Origin of the sequence: Cryptosporangium minutisporangium (assembly GCF_039536245.1) — a bacterium.
Taxonomy (GTDB): Bacteria; Actinomycetota; Actinomycetes; order Mycobacteriales; family Cryptosporangiaceae; genus Cryptosporangium; species Cryptosporangium minutisporangium.
Genome location: NZ_BAAAYN010000007.1, coordinates 107,280 through 132,220 on the forward strand (window position 1 = coordinate 107,280; position 24,941 = coordinate 132,220).

General features: G+C 73.0%; 19 protein-coding genes and 1 pseudogene. 13 read left to right on the forward strand and 7 right to left on the reverse strand.

The features are described 5' to 3' along the window. Positions 1-185: 185 nt before the first annotated feature. The 7 genes from rimO to pspM all read left to right on the forward strand — a co-directional run bounded on the left by rimO (position 186) and on the right by pspM (position 6,068). A complete protein-coding gene (gene rimO / locus ABEB28_RS07005; protein WP_345727149.1) occupies positions 186-1,682 on the forward strand; it encodes a 30S ribosomal protein S12 methylthiotransferase RimO in 1,497 nt (498 codons plus the stop codon). Beyond that, positions 1,679-2,326: a CDP-diacylglycerol--glycerol-3-phosphate 3-phosphatidyltransferase gene (gene pgsA, locus ABEB28_RS07010; protein ID WP_376980707.1), complete on the forward strand. Its 648-nt coding sequence runs from the start codon at positions 1,679-1,681 to the stop codon at positions 2,324-2,326. The genes rimO and pgsA overlap by 4 nt, the downstream gene beginning before the upstream one ends. Then, positions 2,323-2,805 (forward strand): CinA family protein, encoded by a 483-nt coding sequence (locus ABEB28_RS07015; protein ID WP_345727150.1) that lies wholly within the window; start codon positions 2,323-2,325, stop codon positions 2,803-2,805. The genes pgsA and ABEB28_RS07015 overlap by 4 nt, the downstream gene beginning before the upstream one ends. 228 nt (positions 2,806-3,033) lie before the next feature. Then, complete coding sequence (locus ABEB28_RS07020) at positions 3,034-3,495, forward strand: helix-turn-helix domain-containing protein (protein ID WP_345727151.1); 462 nt, start codon at positions 3,034-3,036, stop codon at positions 3,493-3,495. Between the two features lie 89 nt (positions 3,496-3,584). Beyond that, positions 3,585-4,223: a TetR family transcriptional regulator gene (locus tag ABEB28_RS07025; RefSeq protein WP_345727152.1), complete on the forward strand. Its 639-nt coding sequence runs from the start codon at positions 3,585-3,587 to the stop codon at positions 4,221-4,223. A 183-nt stretch (positions 4,224-4,406) separates the two neighbouring features. Then, positions 4,407-5,285 (forward strand): PspA/IM30 family protein, encoded by an 879-nt coding sequence (locus ABEB28_RS07030; protein ID WP_345727153.1) that lies wholly within the window; start codon positions 4,407-4,409, stop codon positions 5,283-5,285. Positions 5,286-5,294: 9 nt separating this feature from the next. Then, positions 5,295-6,068 (forward strand): phage shock envelope stress response protein PspM, encoded by a 774-nt coding sequence (gene pspM / locus ABEB28_RS07035; protein ID WP_345727154.1) that lies wholly within the window; start codon positions 5,295-5,297, stop codon positions 6,066-6,068. A gap of 72 nt (positions 6,069-6,140) precedes the next feature. On the opposite strand, the gene ABEB28_RS07040 is transcribed toward pspM, so the two are convergent. Further along, positions 6,141-6,953, reverse strand: coding sequence for an Fpg/Nei family DNA glycosylase (locus ABEB28_RS07040; RefSeq protein ID WP_345727155.1), 813 nt, complete (start codon positions 6,951-6,953; stop codon positions 6,141-6,143). 205 nt (positions 6,954-7,158) lie between these two features. Between ABEB28_RS07040 and ABEB28_RS07045 the strand changes: the two genes are divergently transcribed. Further along, a complete protein-coding gene (locus ABEB28_RS07045) occupies positions 7,159-8,076 on the forward strand; it encodes a hypothetical protein (protein WP_345727156.1) in 918 nt (305 codons plus the stop codon). On the opposite strand, the gene ABEB28_RS07050 is transcribed toward ABEB28_RS07045, so the two are convergent. From ABEB28_RS07050 to ABEB28_RS07065, 4 genes are all read right to left on the reverse strand, one after another. After that, positions 8,063-9,877 (reverse strand): DUF4153 domain-containing protein, encoded by a 1,815-nt coding sequence (locus ABEB28_RS07050; protein ID WP_345727157.1) that lies wholly within the window; start codon positions 9,875-9,877, stop codon positions 8,063-8,065. The two genes, ABEB28_RS07045 and ABEB28_RS07050, sit on opposite strands and share 14 nt — an antisense overlap. A gap of 77 nt (positions 9,878-9,954) precedes the next feature. Beyond that, positions 9,955-10,983 carry a HAMP domain-containing sensor histidine kinase gene (locus ABEB28_RS07055; protein WP_345727189.1) on the reverse strand — a complete coding sequence of 343 codons (1,029 nt, stop codon included), beginning with the start codon at positions 10,981-10,983 and terminating at the stop codon, positions 9,955-9,957. A gap of 68 nt (positions 10,984-11,051) precedes the next feature. Continuing rightward, positions 11,052-11,753: a response regulator transcription factor gene (locus ABEB28_RS07060; RefSeq protein WP_345727158.1), complete on the reverse strand. Its 702-nt coding sequence runs from the start codon at positions 11,751-11,753 to the stop codon at positions 11,052-11,054. A gap of 126 nt (positions 11,754-11,879) precedes the next feature. Further along, the gene (locus tag ABEB28_RS07065; RefSeq protein WP_345727159.1) at positions 11,880-12,680 is read right to left on the reverse strand and encodes an ABC transporter permease; all 801 of its coding nucleotides are present in this window, start codon (positions 12,678-12,680) and stop codon (positions 11,880-11,882) included. A 161-nt stretch (positions 12,681-12,841) separates the two neighbouring features. On the opposite strand from ABEB28_RS07065, the pseudogene ABEB28_RS07075 reads away from it, so the two are divergent. Then, a pseudogene (locus ABEB28_RS07075) lies at positions 12,842-13,192 on the forward strand (response regulator); the annotation flags it as partial. Positions 13,193-13,342: 150 nt separating this feature from the next. Here ABEB28_RS07075 and ABEB28_RS07080 read toward each other — a convergent pair. Continuing rightward, entirely contained in the window at positions 13,343-18,127 is a 4,785-nt protein-coding gene (locus ABEB28_RS07080; RefSeq protein ID WP_345727160.1) for an ATP-dependent helicase, read from the reverse strand. An 820-nt stretch (positions 18,128-18,947) separates the two neighbouring features. Further along, on the reverse strand, positions 18,948-20,216 hold the full coding sequence (locus ABEB28_RS07085) for a bifunctional pyridoxamine 5'-phosphate oxidase family protein/GNAT family N-acetyltransferase (protein ID WP_345727161.1): 1,269 nt from the start codon (positions 20,214-20,216) through the stop codon (positions 18,948-18,950). 40 nt (positions 20,217-20,256) lie between these two features. Here ABEB28_RS07085 and ABEB28_RS07090 point away from each other — a divergent pair, with 40 nt between their 5' ends. From ABEB28_RS07090 to ABEB28_RS07105, 4 genes are all read left to right on the forward strand, one after another. Beyond that, positions 20,257-21,573 (forward strand): aminotransferase class I/II-fold pyridoxal phosphate-dependent enzyme, encoded by a 1,317-nt coding sequence (locus ABEB28_RS07090; RefSeq protein WP_345727162.1) that lies wholly within the window; start codon positions 20,257-20,259, stop codon positions 21,571-21,573. A 288-nt stretch (positions 21,574-21,861) separates the two neighbouring features. Beyond that, complete coding sequence (locus ABEB28_RS07095; protein ID WP_345727163.1) at positions 21,862-22,056, forward strand: DUF3046 domain-containing protein; 195 nt, start codon at positions 21,862-21,864, stop codon at positions 22,054-22,056. 215 nt (positions 22,057-22,271) lie between these two features. Continuing rightward, positions 22,272-23,318, forward strand: a complete 1,047-nt coding sequence (gene recA / locus ABEB28_RS07100) for a recombinase RecA (protein WP_345727164.1) — start codon at positions 22,272-22,274, stop codon at positions 23,316-23,318. A gap of 104 nt (positions 23,319-23,422) precedes the next feature. Further along, positions 23,423-24,424 (forward strand): regulatory protein RecX, encoded by a 1,002-nt coding sequence (locus ABEB28_RS07105; RefSeq protein WP_345727165.1) that lies wholly within the window; start codon positions 23,423-23,425, stop codon positions 24,422-24,424. Positions 24,425-24,941 lie beyond the last annotated feature (517 nt).

Sequence of the window (24,941 nt, forward strand, 5' to 3'; positions counted from 1 at the left end):
CCACACACTGTAAGCCGTCGGAGTGACAGGCGGCGCGGTGTACGCGTACGTCGCCCGGTATCGGACGATTAGAGACCGCTTGAGCCTGTGGTATCTGTCACCTTCGTGCCCATCGACTCCGCTCGGGGCACAGACCGGGCCTCGGTCCGGCGGGCGAACACATCCTGGGCCGGTAGGCTCGCCGCATGCCTCGGAATGCCGGCGACCGACGTGTCGCCCTCGTCACGCTGGGCTGCGCGCGCAACGAGGTCGACTCCGAAGAGCTCGCCGGCCGTCTCGCCGGTGACGGCTGGGAACTGGTCGACGCCTCGGACGCCGACGTGGTGCTGGTCAACACCTGCGGGTTCGTCGAGCAGGCCAAGAAGGATTCGGTCGACACCCTGCTCGCCGCGTCCGACAGCGGCGCGAAGGTCGTCGCGGCCGGCTGCATGGCCGAGCGGTACGGCAACGAGCTGGCCACGGCGCTGCCCGAGGCCGACGCCGTGCTCGGCTTCGACGACTACGCCCAGATCTCCGACCGGTTGAACCGGGTGCTCGCCGGTGAGGAGCTCACCGCCCACACCCCGGTCGACCGGCGCACGCTGCTGCCGATCACGCCGGTCGAGCGCTCGTCGGCGTCGGTGGCCGTGCCCGGCCACGGTGCCGATCTGCCCGACGGCGTGGCGCCCGCCTCCGGACCACGGGTCCTGCGGCGTCGCCTGGACGGCGGCCCGGTCGCCCCCCTGAAGCTGGCCAGCGGCTGCGACCGCCGATGCGCGTTCTGCGCGATCCCGTCCTTCCGCGGCGCGTTCGTGTCCCGGCGTCCGACCGAGATCCTCGACGAGGCCCGCTGGCTGGCGTCCCAGGGCGTTCGGGAACTCGTGCTGGTCAGCGAGAACTCGTCCTCGTACGGCAAGGACCTCGGTGACCCCCGCTTGCTGGAGTCGCTGCTGCCGGAGCTGGCCGCGGTGCCGGGCGTCGTTCGGGTCCGGTTGTCGTACCTGCAGCCGGCCGAGACCCGGCCGTCGCTGATCGAGGTCATCGCCGAGACGCCTGGCGTCGCGTCGTACTTCGACCTCTCGTTCCAGCACTCCTCCGAGCCCGTGCTCCGCCGGATGCGGCGGTTCGGGTCGACCGAGCGGTTCCTGGAGCTGCTCGCGACCGCGCGGGAGCTGGCGCCGGAGGCCGGAGCGCGCTCGAACGTCATCGTCGGTTTCCCGGGGGAGACCAAAGCCGACGTCGCCGAGCTGGCCCGGTTCCTCTCCGCCGCCCGGCTCGACGCGATCGGTGTGTTCGCCTACTCCGACGAAGACGGCACCGAGGCCGCGACCCTGCCCGGCAAGATCCGCCGCGACGCGATCGACCGGCGGTACGACCGGATCTCCCGGCTCGCCGAGGAGCTCACCGCCCAGCGGGCGGAGGAGCGGCACGGTCAGATCGTGGAGGTCCTGGTCGAGACCGTGGACGACGGGGTGGCCGAGGGCCGAGCAGAGCACCAGGCACCCGAGGTCGACGGTTCGGTGACGCTCACCGGCGACTGTCCGGTGCTCGGCCGGCTGGCGGTCGGTGACCTGGTGCGTGCCCGGGTGACCGGCAGCCTGGGGGTCGATCTCGACGCCGAGGTGCTGGGCGTCGTCGACCGGGCCGGCGTGGACCGGCAGTTGCTCGACCGGGTTCCGGCGCCCGTCGGCACTGGCGGATGAGCGGCGTGGCGACCGGCGCTGACTCGCCAGTGCCCGCCGAGAACGGGAACGCCACGACTGGGCCGGCCGGGCCCGTTCCGAAACCACCCGCCCCGCTGGTGAACGCGGCCAACGTGCTCACCGCACTCCGGATCGTGCTCGTCCCGGTGTTCGTCGCCGCCCTGGTCGTCTCCGACGGCACGCACGCGGGCTGGCTCCTGACCTCCGCCGTGCTGTTCGCCGTCGCGTCGATCACCGACTACTGGGACGGGCGTATCGCCCGCGCCCACGACCTGGTGACGCCGTTCGGCGCGGTCGCCGACCCGATCGCGGACAAGGCGCTCACCGGCGCGGCGCTGGTCGGGCTGTCCGCCTACGACCTTCTGCCGTGGTGGGTCACCGTGGTGATCCTGGTGCGCGAGCTCGGCGTCACCGCCCTGCGGTTCTGGGTGATCCGGCACGGCGTGATCGCGGCCAGCCGCGGTGGCAAGCTCAAGACGCTGCTGCAGATCGCGGCGATCATCTGGTACCTGTGCCCGATTCCGGACCCGGTGGACCACGTCGGCACCGTCGTGATGGGAGCCGCGGTGCTGGCCACTGTGGTGACCGGCGGCGACTACGTCTTCCGGGCGCTGGCCGTCCGTCGCGCCGGCCGCGCCCGATGACCGAGCCGACCGCGGCGGGCGTTCTCGCCGCGCTGCGGGCCCGGGGCGCGACGCTCGCGACCGCCGAGTCGCTCACCGGCGGAATGCTCGCCGCGCGTCTCGTCGACGTTCCCGGCGCGTCCGCGGTGTTCCGGGGTGGCCTCGTGCCTTACGCGACCGACCTCAAGGCCACGCTGGTCGGCGTCGACGGCGCGCTGCTCGACCGGCTGGGCCCGGTCGCCGGGGAGGTGGCCGCCGCGCTGGCGGAGGGCGCCCGGCGCCGGTGCGGCGCCGACTGGGGCTTGGCGACGACCGGCGTGGCCGGGCCCGACTCGCAGGGCGAGGTGCCGGCCGGCACCGTCTACGTGGGCGTGGCCGGCCCGGACGGCGCGCCGACCGTACGGAAGCTCTCCCTCGACGGCGACCGGCCCACCATCCGGGCCGCCACCGTCGAGAGCGTTCTGGCGCTGCTCGCCGAGCGACTCGACGCCACCCGCTGAGGCCCAGAGCGGCGACGCGGGAAGCCCCGCGCCGCCGTGGACGTTCGTTCCGTTGATGGCTGATGCAGACGAAATACGACCGGTACCTCACCACGGGGTAAACGGCGAGCGGTTACGCCCTCGGCAAACGCGCGTGTCCCGACGGCCCGTCACCGTGCCTCGGACTGGCTGGCCGGAGTACGGTGAGCCCATGCCTGATCCCTGGCAGCTGCGCGAGAGGGGTGCCTGATGGTCCTGCTGCGCCGGATCCTCGGCGACACGCTGCGGGCGCAGCGGCTCGCCCAGCAACGCACTCTCCGAGAGGTGTCCACGGCCGCGAAGGTGAGCCTCGGATACCTCTCCGAGGTCGAACGCGGTCAGAAGGAAGCCTCCTCCGAACTGCTCTCCTCGATCTGTGAGGCGCTCGGCGTACCGCTCTCGGAGGTCTTGCGCGACGTCAGCGACACGCTGGAAGTCGCGGAGACCGCTCCGGCGGCGAGCGCGAGCGTGCTGAACGCGGTCGAGCCGGTCGCGCTCAGTGGCGCTGTCGGCGGCGACGGTGCCGAGCTCGAGGTCGTCGGCGCGAACGGTGTCGTCGGCGGGTCCGGAATGAACGGACCGAGCCGGCTCGAGGTCCACCTCGACCAGCACCACCACCGTGACAGCCATCTGGACGCGCGCGGTCGCCACCGGGTGGTCGCGGCCGCGTGACCGGCCCGGTTCCTCCAGGCCTGGATCGTCCGCCCACGCGCCCCGAACCGGACGCGAGGGTGGTCGGTCGGGGCACGGCGGACGACCGGGTGACGGGGGAGTACCCCGGCGCGGGGGAACTGCCGTTCGACTGGAGCGCCGTCGGCCCCGCCGACGTCGCTTCGGGCGGCCGCGCCCGCTTCCGGGGCACGCGAGTGCGGGCCGGCAACGCGATGGCGCGCACCCGGGCCTCCCTGTTGGACGCCGCCGTGCGCCTGATCGCCGAGCGCGGTACCCGTCGCACATCGATGACCGACATCGCTCAGGCCGCCGGCATCGCCAAGGGAACGCTCTACAACCACTTCCGCAACAAGGACGAGGTTTTCGCCGCGCTCGTCGAGGCCGAAATCCTGCTGATCGCCGACGAGTGCCGCGGCCTGGCGCTGGAGGACGCGCTGGCGGTCGCCGCGATCCGGCTCGACACCCACCCTGCGTTGCGTCGGGTTGCCGACGATGACCCGGCCGCGCTGGCGGCTCTGGTCGGGGCGGACGCCGGCGCTGCCGGATGGCGTGCGGCCCGGTCGGGGGCCGCCGACGTCCTGGCGGCCAGCGGCCGTGATCCGCGCGGCGCCGAGCTGGTGGTTCGCTGGCTGGCCAGCCATGTCGCCGCACCCGACGGCGACGACGCCGAGGCGGGCGCGCGCCTGCTCGCCGCAGTACTTCCCCTCCGGGCTCTGGCTACAGTCTGACCCTGACGCCTACCCTGAGGTTGACCCTGAGCCTGGCGTCCAGCAGGTGACGATGGTGCGCAGGCCTGAGACGATAGGGGAAACGCACCGCACGTCCAGGGTCGAGTACGACTGGTCACCGGCCGGCTCAGCCGCGGCCGGCCCCGGCCTGGTCGCACGCGCCACAGGGAGTTGAGGACACCGATGGCCAACCCGATCATCAAGGCCTGGAAGTACTTCATGGCGTCGTTGGGCGCCACGGTCGACGCGCACGCCGACCCGAAGGTGCAGATCGAGCAGGCCATCGACGACGCGAAGAACCAGCACCGGGCGCTCGTCGAGCAGGCCGCGAACGTCATCGGCAACCAGCGCCAGCTCGAACTGAAGCTGTCCCGGCAGATGACGCAGGTCGAGAAGCTGCAGAGTTCGGCCCGGCAGGCGCTCGTCCTGGCCGACAAGGCGCGCGCCGAGGGCAACGAGCAGCAAGCCACGCAGTACGAGAGCACCGCGCAGGCGTTCGCGACCCAGTTGGTCGCCGCCGAGCAGTCGCTGGAGGACCTCAAGACGCTGCACGACCAGGCGCTGGCGGCCGCACAGCAGGCCAAGCAGGCCGTCGACAGCAACGCGATGCTGCTCCAGCAGCGCCTGGCCGAGCGTGCCCAGCTCCTGAACCAGCTGGAGCAGGCGAAGATGCAGGAGCGAGTCGCCGACTCGCTGCAGGGCATGTCGCAGCTCACCGCGTCCGGCAACGTCCCGAGCCTCGACGAGGTCCGGGAGAAGATCGAGAGCCGGTACGCGACCGCGATGGGCCGGTCCGAGCTCGCCCAGAACTCGGTCGAGGGCCGGATGATCGAGGTCCAGAAGTCGGCGCTCGACATGGCCGGCGCCAACCGCCTCGACCAGATCCGGGCCAGCATGTCCGGTGGCCAGCTCGGTCAGGGACAGCAGAAGCCTGCGGTGCAGGCCGCCCCGACATCCGCATCCACCGCGCCGGCGGCGGCGAACGGCTCCCTACCGCTCGCGGAACAGCGGCTGAAGGAACTCCGGGACGCCGACGCTGCCGCGGGCCGGCCGCCGGCGTAAGGAGCCCACGTGTTCACCTTCGGTGGTCCGGACGCACGCGCACGGCACCTCCGCGAATTGCGGAAGGCACGCAACCGTGCGCGGGCGTGGGGCGTGTGGGCTGCCACGGTGGGCGGGTCGACGCTGGTCGCCGTCCCGTACGCCGGGCTGGGCCTGCCCGACATCCTGTGGGCGGGCGCGGCGGGCGGCGCGGCCGCGATGGCGGTGCTGCGCCGGCGTGATCACCGGGAACTGGCCGCGGCGCCGGTGCCGGAGCCGGAGGTGCGGCGGGACCTGACCATCGGGCAGCGGATCGCTCCGCTACTCGGGCCCCGGCTCGGCGCGCTGATCGACCATCCGCACCGGGTCGTCCTGCCGGCCGGTTCGCCGGGGGCCGACGCCGCGCAGCGGCTGAACAACGCCGCGCGGGTGCTGCCGGAGATGCTCGACCGGTTGGGGCCCTACCGGGGTCAGCTACCGGCGGAGGCGGAGTCGGCTCATGCCGCGCTGCGCGACCTCGGCAAGCGGCTCGGGCTGGTCGAGCGCACGCTCGCGTCCGCGGCTCCCGAGGCCCGGCCGCCGCTGCTCGCGGCCCGCGACGAGCTGGTCGTCCGGTTCGTCGAGGGCGTGGACGCCTACGAGGCGCTGACCATGGCGGCGGCCGAGTGCGTCGCCGCCGTGGCCCGCGGCGGCGAGAACAGCGTCTCGTTGCGGCTCACCGAGGCCGCCGACCGCCTCGCCGGCGTCGCCTTCGGCCTCAACACGGTCCACGACATTGCACGGCCCGCTGAGGGGCGAGCCTGACAGGCGAGCGCGAGGCCTTGAGACCACAGCCAAAGGTCGCGGCGGCCTCGCGCTCGACTGCCAGCCTCGTCCTCAGCGGGCTCCAGCGCCGTTGACAGGCTGGCACTTCGGGCACCAGAAAGCGGTGCGTTCGGCGTCGGTGCCTTCTGCGCCGGAGCCGAGCGGGCCGGCGGTGATCCGGCCGCCGCAGCGGAGGCAGGGCCGGCCGCGGCGGCCGTAGACGTAGCGTTCCCGGCCGCGCACGAGGGACCCGGTCGTCGACTGCTCCACCCGGTCGCGGTTCGCGTAGAGCAGCCGCTGCGCGGTCGTCACCAACCCCGGCAGATCGGGCACCGCGCCGGTGGCCGTCGTCGGGTGCACGCCCCGGAGGAAGAGCACCTCGGCCCGGTACAAGTTGCCGATCCCGGCGAGATTCCGCTGGTCGAGCAGTGCCAGGCCGATCGGGCGCTCCGGTGTGGCGAGGAGCCGCCGCACCGCCTCGTCCGGGCTCCAATCCGGGCCGAGCAGGTCCGGCCCGAGGTGCCCTACCAGCGACGATTCGTCCGCGGTCGCCACCACCGCGAGGTCGTGGAGCCGGGAACCCACCGCCACGATCTCGTCGGTGTTCAGCACGACCCGGACCTGGTGGCCGGGGGACCGCCACCGTTCCCCCGGGCGGTACAGCCACCAGTTCCCGTCCATCTTCAGGTGACTGTGCAGCGTGATCCCGTCGGTCAGCCGGATCAGCAGGTGTTTGCCGCGGGCGAGGGCCTCGGTCACGGTCCGGCCGGAGAGGTCGACGAGCGCCAGTCGCGGGTGGCGGAGGTCGGACGAGACGATCCGGCGACCGGCCAGGGCTTGGTGCAGTCGGGCGGCGGTCCGCCACACCACGTCTCCCTCGGGCATGCTTCCATCCTTCCAGCCTTCCGCCCTCCCGCTGTCCGCCCGCGCCCGGCGGAACGCCTGGCGGGCGCTGAGCCGAACGGCTGACCTCTGCCGGGGCCGTAGGCGGTCCGGACCACGGCAGGGCAGGATAGAGGGACCGGCGGGGCGGCCGGAGGGGCGAAGGCACAGCAACTATCAGGTGGACGAGACGGAGAGCGACGTTCGAATGCCGACCCAGCCTGGATTCCGTTACCGCCGCTCCGCGGTAACCGAGGCCCGTCACGGTCAGGAACGCGTGGTCGCGGTCCGGCGGCGTCCGCGACGCAAGCTGATCGGCGTCCTGGTCGTGATCGTCTTGCTGGTCCCGGCTGGCTTGCTGGCGGCGAAGTCGCTGTACGGCACGATGTCCGGGACCGTGGCCGACCCCGAACTCGTCGCGGAGGCCCCGGCGTCGCCCAGCCCGTCGCTGAACCCGAACGACCCGTTCGACGGGACGCCCGCCGCCCGGTACCTCCCGGCGGAGCAGGGGATCACGCTGCCCACCCCCGCGAAGGCCGGCCAGTGGGCGGCGAAGGACGTCGGCGCCGTGCTCACCAAGACGAAAGCGGTGCTCCTCTCCGCCCGCACCGATCCGAAGGTGCTCGGCGGCGACCCGACCAACTACGTGGACACGCTCGCGCCGAACGTCCGGGAGCCGGTGAAGAAGGAGATCGTGAGCGGCACCGACACGCTCGGGTACGTCACGAACCTGGGCGCGGGGTACTCGCTCGCGGCGCCGATCCGAGCCGTCGGGTCGCTCGCCGTCACGACGGGCTCGCTCGACCAGTTGGTCGTGCGGTCCGACGTCGTCTGGATCTATCCGCTCAAGGGGCCGCTGCCCGAGGAGTCGACCGGAGCCGGTGTCCGTCTGGTCGTCCTGCACACGGTGGAGAGCTACGAGTGGTACCCCTCCAAGGGCTTCGCCGACGAGGACCAGGGCGCTCGTCCCGGTCCGGGCGAGCGTGCGGTGTTCAACGCCGACTGCCCGAAGTACCTGAAGGGTGCGCTCGCACTGCCGGCCACGCCGGTGCAGGATCCGATCAAGGGCAACGAGAACGTGTTCGTCGCGACGACCCCGCTCACCTCGTTCCCTACGGGGTGTTGAGCCGGCAGACGCCGGGCGGACGCTCGCGGAGGATCTCCCGCGCCCGGGAACGGCCGAGGCTCGCGCTGTACCACTCGTCGTCGGCCGGCAGCCGGTACTCCCACTGGTAGAGCGCGCAGGACCGGTACGGCTCCGGAAGCCGGTCGAGCGCCGGTGCCGCGTCCGCGGACAGCCCCGAGAGGTAGTCGACGTCGATCCGGCCGGTCTCGGCGTACCGGACGGTGTTCCGCTCGGCGATGAACGCATCCGGGTTCAGCGCGGCGAGGCCGAGCAGGATCAGCGCGCCGGTCGCGAGCACCGTGCGGGGCAGCCAGCTACCCCGCAAGCGGATACCGGCGACCGCGACCAGCACGAACACCAGCCCGAGCCAGAGTTCCGCGGCCTGCACCAACACCCGGAGCCGGGTGAAACCGTAGGCGTCCTCGTACAGCCACATCCGCCGGATCGCGGAGGCGACGACCAGCGTCGCCAGCAGGCAAAGCGCACCGAGCAGGACCCGCAGCGTCATCCGGTCCGCGCGGCTCTCCCGGCCCGCGAGCCGGACGACCACGGCGACGACGAGCAACGTCAACGCGGTCACCGCGAGCAACTGCCAGAAGCCCTGGCGGGCGTACTCCGCGTAGGTCAGGCCCGCGGTCGTGCGCACGTAGCGGTCGCCTTCGGCCAGAACGACGAGTTGGACGCCGACGAAGCAGGCGAAGAGCGCGACCAGGGCCCCGAGCGGGATCGCCCACTCGGCGCGCGGCCGTCCGGCGCCCCGCTCGGGTGCGAGCACGTCGAAGTCGGGCGCCTGGTGGGTGAGGCAGGCGGCGATCAGGGAGAGTCCGGCCACCACGGAGAACAGCACCGACCGGCCGATCCACCGGGCCGGGTCGACCTCCGGCACCAGGCCACCGACCAGATCGGCGAAGACCGGGTCCGCCCCGGCGAAGAGCCCGCCGAACACGAGCAGCAGAACGGCCGACGATGCACCGATCGCGACGATTCGCCCGACCGGCAGCCGGCGGCCACGCAGACGCGGGACGACGCCGCGGCCGGCCCAGCGTGCGGTCCGGCTGACCGCGCCGAACGGGGACAGCGCGCCGACCAGCAGGCCGGTCCAGGTGCGCCCGGCGGTGACCGCGAGCACCGCGGCGAGTAGGCCTGCCAGCAGGCAGAGTCCGATCAGCCAGCCCGCGGTGCGGACGCTCGCCACGCCCCACAGGGCCACTGCGATCGCCGCGAACCCGGCCTGGCGGGGACGGACGGCGCCCGGCCGGGTCGCGAGTGCGGCGAGCAGCACGACGAGCGCGAGGAGCCCGATGCCGACGCCGAGCGTGTCCGTGACCAGGACGACGGCGCCGACCAGCCCGGCGATCGCCGCGCCGACGAGGACGCCGAGTGGGGCGCCGGCTTTCGTCAGGGGCCAGACCCGTGCGGACCACAGCGGAGGCAACGGAGTCGGTCCCGACGGGACTGGTGGGGTGGCGGGTGCCGGCGGTGCCATCGTGGCGGTCCGGCTCCCGGCCGCGCCGCCACCCGGACCCGCCGGAGACGCGTCGGCGGACTTGCTGGCCGTACGTGCCCGAGCGGTACCACCGCCCGGGGCGGCCGGCGCGCCGGGCGGCCTCTCCGCGGCGGGCCTCTCCGCGGCGGGCCTCTCCGCGGCGGGCCGCTTCGCGGTGTCCGCAGGCTTCGCTCCGTCGGCAGGTTTGGCCGGTTCGGCGGGCTCGGTGGGCTCGCTGGGCGTCGGCTGGCCCGCGGCGGCCGGGGGACTCGGCTCGGGCGGCGTGGACGGGGACGACGGATCGCTATCGGTCACGGATGCTCCATCGATCGGGTTTCCGGGCAGGGCGAGATGACCGGTGGTCGGCGACCATCGGCGTCGAGAAGAAGAGGTCAGGCGGGCAGCGTCACCTGGATGCGGCAGCCTGGGCCGGTGTCGGCGACCGAGATCGTGCCGTCGTGCAGCTCGACCGCCCAGCGGGCGATCGCGAGCCCCAGGCCGGTGCCGCCGTCCCGGGCGATCGCCGGCGTCGAGCCGCGGCTGAACCGGTCGAAGACGCGGGTGCGCTCCTCCGGTGGGATGCCCGGCCCCTCGTCGGTCACTTCGAGCAGCAGCCCGGTTCCCGACGTGGCCGCGCCGAGCGCAGGCAACCCGCGGGCGCGTACCAGCACCCGTCCGCCCGGCGGGCTGTGCCGGGCCGCGTTGTCGAGCAGGTTCGCGACGACCTGGTGCAGCCGCGCCTCGTCGGCGTTCACCTCGAGGTCGGCGGGCAACACGTCGACCTCCATGCGCACCGCGGTAGTCGCCTCACCGCCGACCATGGCGGCCTCCACCGCCGCGGTCAGGAACGGCTCCAGCTTCACCGGGCTGCGCCGCAGCGGTTCGACGCCCGCGTCCAGGCGGGACAGGTCCAGCAGCTCGGTGACGAGCCGGGACAGCCGCTCGGTCTGCCCCAACGCCACCCGCAGCGTGGCCGGGTCCGGTTCGGCCAGCCCGTCCACCAGGTTCTCCAACACCGCTTGCAGCGCGGTGATCGGCGTCCGCAGCTCGTGCGAGACGTTCGCGATCAGCTCGCGGCGCTGCCGGTCGGCGGTCTCCAGGTCGGCGGCCATCCGGTTGAACGCCCGGGCGAGCTCCCCGACCTCGTCCCGGGACGTGGCCGGAACCCGCTGGCTGTAGTCGCCGCGGCTCATCGTCCGCGCGGCGGCCGTCATCGCGCGGAGCGGCGCGGTCGTGCCGTGCGCCAGCAGTTGCGACATGACCAGCGACACCGTCAGCGCGGTGAACACCGTCCAGGGCGGCAGCCATCCGATGCTCAGGACGAACACGGTGAACCCGGCGCCGCCGGAGCCGACCAGCAGGATCGCGAGCTTGAGCTTGATCGACCGGATCCGTCCCAGCGGCTGGGGCAGCCGACGCAAGGGCCCGGCGACGCCATCCCAAATCCGGCGCAGAGTCCTCACCCGGCGGGGCAGCGCGAGCAACCGCCTCATCGTGCCGTCTCCCACGCGTACCCGACGCCGTGCACGGTGCGGATCCGGTCACCGCCGAGCTTGCGGCGCAGCGCCTTGATGTGGCTGTCGACGGTGCGACTGGCGGCGCCGTCCGTCCATCCCCAGATCGCGGCCAGCAACCGCTCCCGCGGCAGCACCGTCCGGGGCCGGGACGCGAGAAAGACCAGCAGGTCGAACTCGGTGCGGGTCAGGTGCACCTCGTCACCGGCCACCCGTACCCGGCGTTCGGCCAGGCTGATCTCGACGTCGTCGATCGCGATCCGCTCGGACTCGGCCGGTTCGGCGCCGATCCCGGCCAGCTCCGCCGCCCGGTCGACCCGGCGGAGCAGCGCGTGGGCCCGCGCGACCAGTTCCCGCATGCTGAACGGCTTGGTCAGGTAGTCGTCGGCGCCCACGGCGAGACCCACGAGGACGTCGGTCTCGGCGTCCCGGGCGGTGAGCATCAGCACCGGGACGGCGCGTTCGGCCTGCAGCCGCCGGCAGACCTCCAGGCCGTCGTAGCCGGGGAGCATGATGTCGAGGACGACGAGGTCGTGCGGGTGAGCGGCGAACGCGGCCACCGCGGCCGGCCCGTCACCGGCCAGCTCCACCGAGAAACCCTCGGCGCGGAGCCGGGTCGCGATCGACTCGGCGATCGTCTGTTCGTCCTCGACCACGAGGACTCGGCGCTCGCTCATGGCGCTGACTGTAGGAGCCACTGGTGGCGGCAACCGTCGGAGATCTGGCAGATCTTGTGAAGATCGTGGTCAGGACTCGTGGTCGACGAGGTTCTCGCCGGCCACGGACCTGTGCCCGACGCCGGCTCAGGCGTCGCGGCGGACCAGCACGGCGCCGCCGGCCGCGAGCGCGACCGCGACCGCGACCCAGGCGGCCAGCACCACAGCACCGGCCGCCGGCCCGAGTAGCTCGATCGGCCCGCCGTCGGTGGTCACCGCGTACAGACTCTGCGCGGCCGCGACCGGCGTGTACTTGAGGGTCGCGTCCTCGACCGATTGGGACAGGGCGGCCGGAATCACGAGGAACGCGGCGGCGAACATCGTGATCGCGCCGGCTGTGTGGCGAAACCCCGTTCCGACACCGAGTCCCAGGAGCGTGGCCGCGAGCGGATAGGCAGCGGCGCCCAGCACTGCCGGGGCGACGCCGTCATCGGTCAGCGCCACGGCGTCGTCACCGAGAACGTTCTGCACGACGACGAACGAGACCAGGCACACCACCAGGCCCAGCGGCGTCACCACCGCGATCAGCACGACGGCTTTGCCGACGAGCAGCGGACACCGCCGCGGTACCGCGGTGAGGCTCGCGCGGATCAGGCCGGATCCGTGCTCGCCGGTCGCCTGTAGGACACCGAACACCCCGAGCACCAACCCCAGTCGATCGAGCCCGAGGAACGTCACGTCGACGGCCTGCGCGGCACCGGCGGCCTCCTCGCCGGATCGGACCGCGCTCCGGTGCGCGAAGCCGAACGCGGTCGCCATCCCCACGGTGATCACGGCGGCGGTGCCGAGCGTGACCCACGTCGACCGCAACGACCACAGTTCAGTCCATTCGGAGCGGACGACCCGAGGCTGGGTGACGACTCCGCGCTGGGCGCCGAGGACGCTCATCGCGAGGCCTCCTGGTAATCGACGGCGTCCCTGGTCAGCTCCATGTACGCCTCCTCCAGTGAGGCCCGGCGCGGGGTGAGTTCGGACCGGGCCAGCCGGCGGTCCGCTGCCACCTCGCTGCCGGCATACGTGCCGATCGGGGCGACCGGGGGTGAGGCCGCGTGATCCGAATCCTGGTGGTCGACGACGAGCCGATGGTCTGCGCTCATCTGCGGACGATTCTCGGCTCCGCGCCGGATCTGGACGTGGTCGATCAGGCGCACGACGGGGCGGCCGCGGTCGAGGCGGTGATTCGGTACCGGCCGGACGTCGTCCTGCTGGACCTGCGGATGCCGGGTGTGGACGGCCTGGCGGCGATCGAACGTCTCACCCGGCTGCCCGTGCCCCCGGTGATCGTCGTGCTGACGACGTTCGACGCCGACCACGACGTCACCCGCGCGCTTCGGGCCGGGGCGGCCGGCTTCCTGGTGAAGTCGACGCCCCCGCAGGACCTGATCGGGCTGGTCCGAGTGGATACGTCTCCCGGCTCCTTCTCAAGCTGGGCTGTGCGAACCGCACCCAAGTCGGCCTCCTCGCCCAGCACCTCTGCGCTGAGTGAGGGACGTCGAGCAGATCGCGTTCGAGACGTAGGGCGCTAGCAAGAGCAAGCGGAAGCTGGCGTGCTATCCGCGCAGGCGGAGGCCCCGTGGTGTCGGTCGGAAGCCCGCGGCTTCCAGAGCATCGGCGAGCGGGCTGCCGCCCACGCGCGTGCCGTCGGCGCGCTCCACCGCGAGCCCGCCGAGGCGCCCGGCGTGCACCGCCTCCGCGAGCGCCCTCGCGGCCAGCCCCAGCACCGCCGAATCGTCGCGGTAAGAGAGCAGCGTCTTGCCACCCCGCTCCACGTAGAGCGTCAGCGCGCCGTCGACCAGCACCACCACGGCACCGGCCTTCCGTCCGGGTTGGTGGCCCCGGGCCCGGCCCTTCGCCTGAGCGCCCTCGGCGGCCTCCGGCTCGTCGGCCTCACCCCCGGCGGACGAACCTCGGTCCGGCCACGACAGCGCCGCGCCGTACGGGTTGGCCGGGTCGGTCGCCGCGAGCACCACCGCCTGCGGTTGTCGTTCGTCCGCCTCCAGCTCCGACGCGACGGCCCGCAGCCGCTCGACCGCGCCCGGCTCGGCGAACTGCGCCCCGCCGAGTCCCTCGACGAAGTACCCGCGCCGCACTCGTCCGGTGTCCTCGGCGGCGCCGAGGACCCGGTACAGCGCCCCGAAGCCACCGACCAGCCGCTCGGGTCCGACCGTGCCCCGCACCACGACGCCGTGCCGGTCGAGCATGACCTCGGCGGCGGCGTGGGCGCGGCGGGTCGGATCCAGCTCCCGGTCGGGCACGAGTGACCACCGCCCGGCCATCGTCGGTGGGCCGGTGCGGCTCGGCATCGCGGGCCGCGGCACACCTCGGCCGGACGCCGTACCCGCCCCGCCGAGCCCGCCCAGCCCTGGCCGACCGGCCCGGCGGAACCGCCCGCTCGGCGCTGCGCGGCGGACCGAATGCCGGGTCCGGCCGCCGTTCTGCAGCGCCCGCAGCGGGGCGAGCGTGTCGTTCGTGACGACGCCCGCCCACACCAGGTCCCACACCGCGGCCGCCAGCTCCGCGTCGTCGGTGGTGCCCAACTCTGCGCCGACCGCGTCGGACAGCGCTCGGAAGAACAGCGCCCGCCCGTCGGCCAGCGCGGCGATCGCCGCGTCGTGCAGCGGTGTCGAGCTCCACTCGACCGGAGGGGGCAGCAGCAGCGGTGCGGCGTCCGCGTAGGCCAGCGTCACCCACCCGTCGTCGCCGGGCAGCGACCCGGCGCCGCTCCACACCACCTCACCGGCCGTACAGAGCTCGTCGAGCAGCGCGGGGTAGTAATCCGGGATCCGGGACGCCAGCACGAGCTGCTCCAGCGCGGACGCCGGCACCGCGAGACCCTGCAACTGCTCGATCGCTCGCAGCAGAGCGTCGGCGGCACCGGTGCGTGGCGCGGACGACCGGGACCCCCGTCGGTCGCCGGTCGGCTGCGCGGCGGTGACCTGCTGCCAGCGCGCCAGGAACGTCGTGTACGCAGCCGGCCCGACCGGCTCCACCTCCTTGCGGAGTGCGGCCAGCGACCGGCGGCGCAGCGTCCGCAGCACCTCGGCGTCGCACCACTCGGTGCCAGCACCGTCCGGGCGGAACTCACCGGACGTCACGCGCCGGGTGGCCGCGAGCCGCTGCAATGCGCCGTGCACCACCGCGACGCCGAGCCCGAAGCGCTCCGCGCACTCGGCCGCGCGGAACGGCCCGTGCGTGCGGGCGTACCGGCTCACCAGGTCACCGAGCGGATCGCGCACCGGCTCGGTGAACGCCTCCGGGACGCCGACCGGCAGTGCCACCCCGAGCGCGTCCCGCACTCGGCCCGCGTCCTCGATCGCCAGCCAGCGTTCCTCACCGGCGATCCGCACCCGGATCGCCCGCCGCGCGGCCTCCAGCTCGGCCAGCCACTCGGGGGTCGCCTCGCGCTCGGCTGCCTCGGCGGTGCTCAGCCCGCCGAGTACGCGCAGCAGGTCGGCGGTCGAGTCGAGGTCGTACGCCCGCCGTTCGTCGGTGAGCCGCTGCAGCTGGCGCTCGGTCTCGGTGATCACGGCCGGGTCGAGCAGCTCACGGAGCTCCGCCCGGCCGAGCAACTCGGACAGCAGCGACGAATCCAGGGCGAGCGCCTGCGCGCGTCGCTCCGCCAGTGGAGCGTCCCCCTCGTAGAGGAACGCACCGACGTACCCGAACAGCAACGACCGCGCGAATGGCGACGGGGCCGGCGTCTCCACCTCGACCACGCGCAACGTCCGGGCTTGCAGCTCGCGGGCGAGCCCGACCAGCCCCGGGACGTCGAAGACGTCCTGCAGGCACTCGCGCATCGTCTCCAGCACGATCGGGAACGAGCCGAACTCCGACGCCACCCCCAGCAGCTGCGCCGCGCGCTGCCGCTGCTGCCAGAGCGGGGTGCGACGGCCCGGGTTCCGGCGGGGGAGCAGCAGCGCACGGGCCGCGCACTCACGGAACCGGGCCGCGAACAACGCCGACCCGCCGACTTCGTCGGTGACCAACGGCTCGATCTCGTCCGGCTCGAACAGCGCCAGATCGGCGGTGGGTGTGGCCAGCTCCCCGGTCACGTCCGGCAGCCGCAGCACGATCCCGTCGTCGGAGTGCAGTGCCTGGACGTCCAGGCCGGTGCGTTCCCGCAGGCGGGCGGCGATCGCCAGTGCCCACGGTCCGTTGACCGGTGTGCCGAACAGCGAGTGCACCACGACGCGCCAGTCGCCCAGCTCGTCCCGGAAGCGTTCCACCACGACCGTGCGGTCGTCCGGGAGCCGGCCGGTCGCCTGCCGCTGTTCGTCCAGGTACGCCAGCAGGTTCGTGACGGCCCGCTGGTCCAGCCCGGCCGCGGCGGCGCGGGCCTGCGCGGCCTCGGCGTCGAGAGCGGACAGCTCGCGGAGGAAGCCACCGATGGCCCGGCCCAGCTCGACCGGGCGGCCCGCGGTGTCGCCCTTCCAGAACGGCATCCGGGCGGCCTGGCCGGGAGCGGGCGTCACGAGGACCCGGTCGTGGGTGATCTCCTCGATCCGCCAGGACGTCGAGCCGAGCAGGAAGACGTCGCCGACCCGGGACTCGTAGACCATCTCCTCGTCCAGCTCGCCGACCCGCCGACCCGGCTCTCCGGGCGCGCCGACCAGGAACACCCCGAACAGGCCACGGTCGGGGATCGTGCCGCCGCTGGTGACGACCAGCCGGTGCGCGCCGGGCCGGGCGGTGAGCACACCGGTGACCCGGTCCCAGACCAGCCGCGGACGCAGCTCGGCGAAGTCGTCGGACGGATAGCGGCCGGCCAGCATGTCGAGCACCGACTCCAGCGCGGAGTCGGGCAGCTCGGCGTACGGGGCGGCGCGCCGCAACACCGCGGCGAGATCGTCGACGGTCCACGGCTCCATCGAGACCATCGCCACGACCTGCTGGGCGAGGACGTCGAGCGGGTTGCGGGGGTACCGCATCGACTCGATCTGTCCGGCGGCCATGCGCTCCGCCACCACCGCGCAGGAGAGCAGGTCGCCCCGGTGCTTGGGGAAGACCACACCACGCGAGGCGGCACCCACCTGGTGGCCGGCCCGCCCGATGCGCTGCAAACCGGACGCGACCGACGGCGGCGCCTCCACCTGAACGACCAGGTCGACCGCGCCCATGTCGATGCCGAGCTCCAGGCTGGAGGTCGCCACGACGGCGGGCAGCCGACCGGCCTTCAGGTCCTCCTCGATGTCCCGCCGTTCTTCCCGGGAGACCGAGCCGTGGTGCGCCCGTGCGACCACCGGAGGAGCGCCGGCCGCGGCCCCGGACTGCGCCATCAGCTCGGCCGGCATCCGAGCCGGCTCGAGCGGGGCGTCGCCAGGCCCTCGGTTGCCCGAACGGGCCCCCTCGACCGCTGCTGCTTCCTCGCTGCGCTCCTCGGCCAGCTCGTTGAGGTGGGCACAGAGACGCTCGGCCAGCCGCCGGGAGTTCGCGAACACGATCGTCGACCGGTGCCCGCCGACCAGGTCGAGCACCCGTTCCTCCACCGCCGGCCAGATCGAGTTGCGGCGCGGAGAGCCCAGCGCGTTGCCCTCGACCTCCCCCGTCGGCTCGCCGAGCTGCGACATGTCCTCGACCGGCACCTCGACCGTGAGTTCGACCTGCTTCGCCGCCGGTGGCTGGACGATCGTCACCGGCCGGGCACCGCCGAGGAAGCGAGCCACCTCGTCGACGGGGCGCACGGTCGCGGACAGACCGACGCGCTGCGCGGGTCGTTCCAGCAGCTCGTCCAGCCGTTCCAGGCAGAGGGCGAGGTGGGCGCCGCGTTTGGTGCCGCAGACCGCGTGCACCTCGTCGAGGATGACGGTCTCCACGCCGCGGAGCGCGTCGCGGGCCTGGGAGGTGAGCAGCAAGAAGAGCGACTCGGGGGTGGTGATCAGGATGTCGGACGGGGCGCGGGTGAACGCCCGGCGGTCGACTGCGGGTGTGTCGCCGGTGCGCATCGCCACGGTGACCGCGGGCTCGGGGTGCCCGAGCCGCTGGGCGGCCTGCCGGATGCCTGCCAGCGGGGCACGGAGGTTGCGCTCGACGTCCGCCGCGAGAGCCTTCAGGGGGCTGACGTAGAGCACCCGACAACGGCGGGACGCGTCGGCCGGCGGTTGTTCGCGGCTCAGCCGGTCGAGCGCGGAAAGGAACGCGGCGAGCGTCTTTCCGGAACCGGTCGGCGCCACCACCAGTACGTCGTCGCCCTGCCCGATCGCCGACCAGGCCCCGAGCTGCGCCGCCGTCGCATCGGCGAACGCGGCCCGGAACCAGGCGCGGGCAGGCTCACCGAACGCCTCGACCGGATCCGGCCCGGGGAACGCCCAGCGGGAGTCACCACCTGGAACTGCCACGCGACCATCCTGCCTCGCACCCCCGACAAAACCGTGGGCCCGCAGCGCGCGCACGCGATCTGGCGGCACCCGTCGAGTCCGAACCGGTCAAGATCCACCCAGGGGTGGACGCACACGAGTTCAACCCACCGTTACGGTCTTAACACGCTGAGCGTTCGAACGGCGGGGGGTCGGTCGGGCGTTGGCGTGCAAACCGGGCGAAAGGGCGGTGAGTGGTGTTATCCACCGCGACGGGGGCGGGCGTGCGATTGCCGTGGCACGACCGACCCGCTGGGCGCGCGTACTGAGTCGGACCCACCTCCGACCCAGCGACGCCGGCCCCGGTAACCCGGCGAGGAGTACCCCGGCAGGGGGAACCTGTCGGTCCCAGGTCCGGTTCGCCGGACCATTCACGGCACGAGGAAACCACCGCGGGGACGCGGTGATCGGTCGGCAACTGCTGACGGTGCGACGCCGCCCGTTAAGGGCCGCGCGGTGAGATCGGTGAGCTGGTCGGATGGGGGTCCGGCTAGTACGACGGCGCCGGTCGGACCTCAGGCACCGCACCGGCAGTTCCGTCCTCCGGCGGAGAGGGGACGCACAGGAGGATCGGACGTCGGGCTCTGCCGCCTTCGGGCGCCAGGGGTCAGTGGGAAGCACGGCCGTCCAGCGGCTGGGCGGCGGAATCGAGGGGGTTCCGTCGTCCAGCCGCGCCATCCCCGTTCGTAGACGTGTCAGGAGCGGCCACCGGCCGGTGTGTGGGGCGCACCGTCGGTGGAGTGGCGCTCCTCCAGGCGGCGGTACCGGGGGACTCCCGTCCTCGGTACCGCCGCCTGTTCTGTTACGCCGTGGTCAGGCGCTCCTGCAGCCGGTTCCGATGGGCGGGCCACTCGGTCGAGGTCATGCCGTAGAGCACGGTGTCCCGCCAGGAACCGTCGCGGCGCTGCTTGTGCCGCCGGAGCACGCCTTCCCGGACCGCACCGAGTCGCTCGATCGCCACCTGCGAGCGCTCGTTCCGGATGTCCGTGTGCCAGGTGACCCGCTCGGCGCCGAGCGTCTCGAACGCGTGGCCCAGCAGCAACAGCTTCGCCTCGGTGTTCATCCCGGAGCGCCACCAGGCCTTGCCGAGGAACGTGTAGCCGATCGCGAGCGACGGCCGGCTCGGCTCGATCTCGTAGTACGACGTGCTGCCGATCGCTCGTCCGGTCACCACGTCCACCTGCGCGAACGGGACCCGTTCGCCGCGTTCGGCATCGGCCAGCGCGGTCTGGACGAGTCGCGTCATCTCCACGTGCGTGGACGGCACCGGGTGCGGGATGTACTCGTGCACCTCCGGGTCGCTCGCGGTGGCGAGCAGGTCGTCGACGTGCTGCAGACCGAGCGGCTCCAGCCGGACCCGTCGCCCCTCGAGCACCGGGGCGCGGTGCCAGTCGTCGCGCGGTCCGGCCGAGCCGGGGCGCCGGTACGCGGACAGATAGAAAGGTGTCGGCACCGACCCGAGGTCGGCCGAGGCCACCGGAGGCCCGGGCACGGTCCGCAGCGGTAGGAACCCGGCCCAGTAGGGGAGCCCGTAGTCTTCCGGCTCCTCCTCGACCACCGCACCCGGCACCAGACGGTCGCCGATCTTCGCCGACGCCTCGTCGAGCGGAATCGCCAGCACCGCGGTCGCGGCCAGTTCCTTCGGACTGGGCGGCCGGCAATCCGCGGCACGCCCCGGCGCGGCCTGGTCGAGCAGCGCGTCGAGCGCGCGGAGCTTCTCGTCCCGATCGCGGACCGGCCGCGCCAGCCCGTGCACGATCACCGAGCGGTAGTCCACCGAGTGGTTGAACCCGGAGCGCGCGAACACCAATCCGTCCAGCAGCGTCACCGTGACGCAGACCGGAACGCCGTCGTCGGCCTCGCGAAGTGGTCGGCTACCGGTGGAGCCGTGCAGGTACAGCGTGTCGCCGACGCGGGCGTGCAGGGTCGGGATCACTCGCGGCGCGCCGTCGACCACGATGCCGAGGTGCGCGACCAGCGCCTCGTCGAGGATGGCGGCGATCGTCTCCCGGTCGTAGCGGGCGCGGTCGGCATACCGGGTCGGCACGGTTCGTGCGCTCGGCGCGCTCATTCTTGCTCCTCGATCTTTGTACTGATACAAACTTAACTTTGTGCCGACACAATATCGGATCATCGGCCGCGGAGCCGAGGAGATATCCGCAGCCGTCGAGCGGGGTATCCGCGACGGTGGCCTCGCGCCGGGTGCCGCGCTGCCGCCGGTGCGCCGGCTCGCCACCGATCTCGGGGTGGCCGCCACTACGGTGGCCGCCGCCTACGCCGACCTGCGCCGGCGCGGTCTGGTCGAGACCGCCGGCCGACGCGGAACCCGGGTCCGGTCCCGTCCGGCGACCGCTCCGCGATCGGTCCACCTCCCGGTCCCGCCCGGTGCGCGCGACCTCTCCCACGGCGAGCCCGACCGCGAACTGCTCCCGCCGTTGGCAGCGGTGCTGGCCCGTATCGACCCCGGTCCGTTCGGTTATGCCGACGATCCGGTGCTGCCGTCCGTGCGGACGCTCGCCACCGACCGGCTGGTCGCCGACGGTGTCCCGGCCGACGCGCTCACGCTCTGCCATGGCGCACTCGACGCGATCGAACGGTGCCTGCTCACCCGAGTCCGTCCGGGGGACCGCGTGGCGGTGGAGGATCCGGCCTGGGGCAACGTGCTCGACCTGCTCGCCGCCCTAGGCGCCGAACCAGTCGGTATGGCGGTCGACGACGACGGACCGCTGCCGGACGCCGTCGCCGCAGCCCTGCGCCGGGGCGTCAGCGCGATGGTCGTAACCAGCCGCGCCCACAACCCCACCGGCGCGTCGATCAGCCCGGGCCGCGCGGCGGCACTGCGCGCGCTGCTCGACGGGCGCGATCTGCTGCTGATCGAGGACGACCACGCCGCCGAGCTGGCCGGCGTCCCCCTGGCCTCGCTGGCCGGCGCCACGTCCCTGTGGGCGGCGGTCCGGTCGGTGAGCAAGCCGTACGGGCCCGACCTGCGCTGTGCGCTGCTCGCCGGCGACCCGGCGACGGTGGCGCGCGTCGACGGCCGCCGCAGGCTGGGGCCGGGCTGGGTCAGCCGACTGACCCAGCAGATCCTGGCTGAGCTCTGGCAAGACCCGGCCGTGGACGCGTTGATCGCGCACGCCGCAGCCACTTACGACGCCCGGCGGGGCGCGCTGCTGGCCGCGTTGCAGGCCGCCGGAGTGCCCGCCACCGGCCGGACGGGTCTCAACGTCTGGATCCCGGTCGCCGACGAGACCGCGGCGGTGGCCGCGTTGCGGGACGCGGGCATCGTCGTCGCACCCGGGGCGCGGTACCGGGTGCACACCGGGGCGGGACTCCGGATCACCGCGAGCACGCTCCCGGTCTCCGACGCGCCCGCGGTGGCGGCCGCGGTGGCCGCCGCAGTAGCCACCCACCTGATGCCTCACGCCTGACCGCTCGTCGGTTGGCGCGGCCCTCACGCCCGAGCTACCAGACGCCTGGCCGTTCGGTGCCTGGCCGTTCGGTGCCTGGCCCACTCACGTCCCGCGCGTTGGGCGATTTTCGGGAAGTGCACCTCTCGCAGCGCCGCGTTGGGCGGACTTTCGGGAAGCGCACCTTTGGCGGTGCGCTCTGAGGGGTGGTCTTCCCGAAAAACCACCGGACGCTGGCGGTGGCGGTGGCGTGGCAGGGGGCTGTGGAGAAGCGGTCGGTGCGCTGCGTGGGCAGGTAGCCTGGCCGCCGTGCGGCTCACCGAATTCTGGCAGCGAATGGACACCACCTTCGGGGCCACCTACTCACGTTCGATCGCGACCGACCAGGTCCTCGCCACGCTCGGCGGCCGGACCGTCGACCAGGCGTTGTCCCAAGGGGAAGACGCCAAGGCCGTGTGGCGCGCGGTCTGCGCCGCGTTCGAGCTCCCGGCATCCCACCGCTGAGCTGCCTCGCAACGCGGGTATGACACGCCCGAGAGCGATGTTGCGCGATCGAACATAAGTTCGGTTAGCATGGCGACACGCGCATCGTGGTCGTCACCGGAGCCCCTGGGTCCAGAGAGTGTCCACAGATCCGAGCCGGATCTCAAAACTGTCGTACCCAGCCTCTAGCGTCAGCCGCGATGAAAACTTCCCGACGACTTCCCAAGGCGGCAGCCATGCCAGCAGCACCTGACCGCGACAAGGCGCTCGAGGTAGCGCTAGCCCAGATCGACAAGCAGTTCGGCAAGGGCTCCGTCATGCGCCTCGGTGACGACAACCGTCCGCCGATCTCGTCGATCCCCACCGGCTCGATCGCCCTCGACGTGGCGCTCGGCATCGGCGGCATTCCGCGTGGCCGCGTGGTCGAGATCTACGGCCCGGAGTCCTCCGGTAAGACCACGGTCGCGCTGCACGCGGTCGCCAACGCGCAGGCCGCCGGCGGCATCGCCGCGTTCATCGACGCCGAGCACGCGCTCGACCCGGTGTACGCCAAGGCGCTCGGCGTCGACACCGACGCGCTGCTTGTCTCCCAGCCCGACACCGGTGAGCAGGCGCTCGAGATCGCCGACATGCTCGTCCGCTCCGGCGCCATCGACATCGTGGTGATCGACTCGGTGGCCGCTCTCGTGCCCCGCGCCGAGATCGAGGGCGAGATGGGCGACAGCCACGTCGGGCTCCAGGCTCGGCTGATGAGCCAGGCGCTGCGGAAGATGACCGGTGCGCTCAGCAACTCCGGCACCACCGCGATCTTCATCAACCAGCTGCGCGAGAAGATCGGCGTCATGTTCGGCTCCCCGGAGACGACGACCGGTGGTAAGGCGCTGAAGTTCTACGCGTCGGTCCGGCTCGACGTCCGGCGCATCGAGACGCTCAAGGACGGCTCCGACGCGGTCGGTAACCGCACTCGCGTGAAGGTCGTCAAGAACAAGGTCGCGCCGCCGTTCAAGCAGGCCGAGTTCGACATCGTCTACGGCCAGGGCATCAGCCGGGAAGGTTCGCTGATCGACGTGGGCGTCGACCAGGGGCTGATCCGCAAGTCCGGTGCCTGGTACACGTACGAGGGCGACCAGCTGGGCCAGGGCAAGGAGAACGTCCGCAAGTTCATGGTCGACAACCCCGATCTCGCCGACGAGATCGAGAAGAAGATCAAGGAGAAGCTCGGCATCGGCGCGCTGCCCGCCGCCGACGTCAACGGGGCCGTGCCGGCTCCGGTCGACTTCTGAGCAGGGATCCCGCCGACGACTCGCAGGCTGAGCGCAGAGCGGCAGCCCGGTTCCCGGACGGCCCTCCCCGGGTCGGTATCGATGACGATCGGAACGACCCGGGGGTGACGCCGGAGAGCCAGGGGTGGTCGGCGACCGACCGGGCAGCGGTAGCGCGTGCCGCGCTGGCCGAGGCCGAGCGGCTCGTCCGGTCCCGCGCCGCGCCCAATCCGCCGGCGGCCTCCGCCCACGGACGGCAGCCCGGTGCGAGCCGCGGTGACGCCGACGGGCCGCGACCCGGCGCAGGTCACGGTGGCGCCGACGGCCGGCGTCCCGGTGCGGGCCCCGGTGGTACTCGGGGCGCTTGGGCCGCTGCGGATGACAGGGGCGCCGACGGTGCCCGGTTCCGCGCGGCGGGGGACGCGCCACTGACCGACGACGTCGAGGACGGGGTCGGTGGAGGCCGTGCTCGACGGGGTCGGGGGCGCCGTGGCGGCCCCGGCAGGGCGGGGCGTGGACGCAACGCGCGAAGCGGCACCGACGAGCCGCCGACGTGGGCCGACGGTGACGACACCGCCCCGGACGAGTCGCGGGCCCGAAGGGGGTCGGACGCCGACCCCGAGCAGATGGCTCGCGCGATCTGTCTCCGACTGCTCACCGGGCAACCTCGTACCCGCGCCGAGCTCGCCGCTGCCCTGGCGAAGCGGAACGTTCCCGTCGAGGCGGCGGAGGCGGTGCTCGACCGGTTCAGCGAGGTCGGCCTCATCGACGATGCGGCGTTCGCCCGCGCGTGGGTGGAGACGCGGCAGCGCGGCCGGGGCTTGGGGCGCAGTGCGCTCGCCGGTGAGCTACGCCGCAAGGGCATCGATCGGGACGTCGCCCAGGAGGCGCTGGAGCAGATCGACGCGGACGACGATCTCGAGGCGGCACGTCGCCTGGTCGAGCGGAAGCTGGCGGCTACTCGGGGATTGGCGCCCGACAAGCGGGCGCGCCGTCTCGTCGGGATGCTCGCTCGCCGGGGGCACCCAGCCGGGCTCGCCTACCGGGTCGTGCGGGAGGCGCTGGCGGCGGAGGGCACCGACCCCGATATCGCGGGGGTGCCCGATCCGACGCTCACCGACGAGTGACTCGGTTCTCGGTCGCCAACGCTCACGGTGAGTAGCCGTGCCTTGACCTCTGGTTGAGCGTGAGGCGGGTGTGGGGCTAGTGGACGTTCCTTGACCGGCCGGTAACCTGCACATAGCCTCACGGGTACTGAGATCGAGCCTGTGTACGTGACATCTGCTGATACGCACCTGCGATACCCATAACTTCACGAAGTGTGCCTTTAGGCCGACTTGCCGACTGCGTCGAGTGCTCCTTTGCGGGCTTGGCCTGTCGGCTCTTTGATGATGGCGCTCTTCGTTCGTTCCGGGATGTGCCGATGCGTGTCCCGTCGCGTCTCCGGGCTCGTGTCGCGTGCCCCGGCGCGAGCGCCGCCCGGCTTCCGGACGGGCTCTTCTCGGCGGCCGCGAGCCGGGACGAGGAGGGGCCATGGGCATGTCGGGAGCCGCGCTGGTCGGGCTCGCCGTGGTCATTCTGCTGGTAGCACTCCTGATCGCCGTCGTGACGGCGCTCGTGGTGCTCCGAGTGCTCGCGCCTCGG

What these genes read in the sequence shown, in the direction of transcription:
- rimO (WP_345727149.1), top strand. Translation starts at nt 186, where the DNA reads ATGCCTCGGAATGCCGGCGACCGACGTGTCGCCCTCGTCACGCTGGGC.
- pgsA (WP_376980707.1), top strand. Translation starts at nt 1,679, where the DNA reads ATGAGCGGCGTGGCGACCGGCGCTGACTCGCCAGTGCCCGCCGAGAAC.
- ABEB28_RS07015 (WP_345727150.1), top strand. Translation starts at nt 2,323, where the DNA reads ATGACCGAGCCGACCGCGGCGGGCGTTCTCGCCGCGCTGCGGGCCCGG.
- ABEB28_RS07020 (WP_345727151.1), top strand. Translation starts at nt 3,034, where the DNA reads ATGGTCCTGCTGCGCCGGATCCTCGGCGACACGCTGCGGGCGCAGCGG.
- ABEB28_RS07030 (WP_345727153.1), top strand. Translation starts at nt 4,407, where the DNA reads ATGGCCAACCCGATCATCAAGGCCTGGAAGTACTTCATGGCGTCGTTG.
- ABEB28_RS07040 (WP_345727155.1), bottom strand. Translation starts at nt 6,953, where the DNA reads ATGCCCGAGGGAGACGTGGTGTGGCGGACCGCCGCCCGACTGCACCAA.
- ABEB28_RS07045 (WP_345727156.1), top strand. Translation starts at nt 7,159, where the DNA reads ATGCCGACCCAGCCTGGATTCCGTTACCGCCGCTCCGCGGTAACCGAG.
- ABEB28_RS07060 (WP_345727158.1), bottom strand. Translation starts at nt 11,753, where the DNA reads ATGAGCGAGCGCCGAGTCCTCGTGGTCGAGGACGAACAGACGATCGCC.
- ABEB28_RS07065 (WP_345727159.1), bottom strand. Translation starts at nt 12,680, where the DNA reads ATGAGCGTCCTCGGCGCCCAGCGCGGAGTCGTCACCCAGCCTCGGGTC.
- ABEB28_RS07085 (WP_345727161.1), bottom strand. Translation starts at nt 20,216, where the DNA reads ATGAGCGCGCCGAGCGCACGAACCGTGCCGACCCGGTATGCCGACCGC.
- recA (WP_345727164.1), top strand. Translation starts at nt 22,272, where the DNA reads ATGCCAGCAGCACCTGACCGCGACAAGGCGCTCGAGGTAGCGCTAGCC.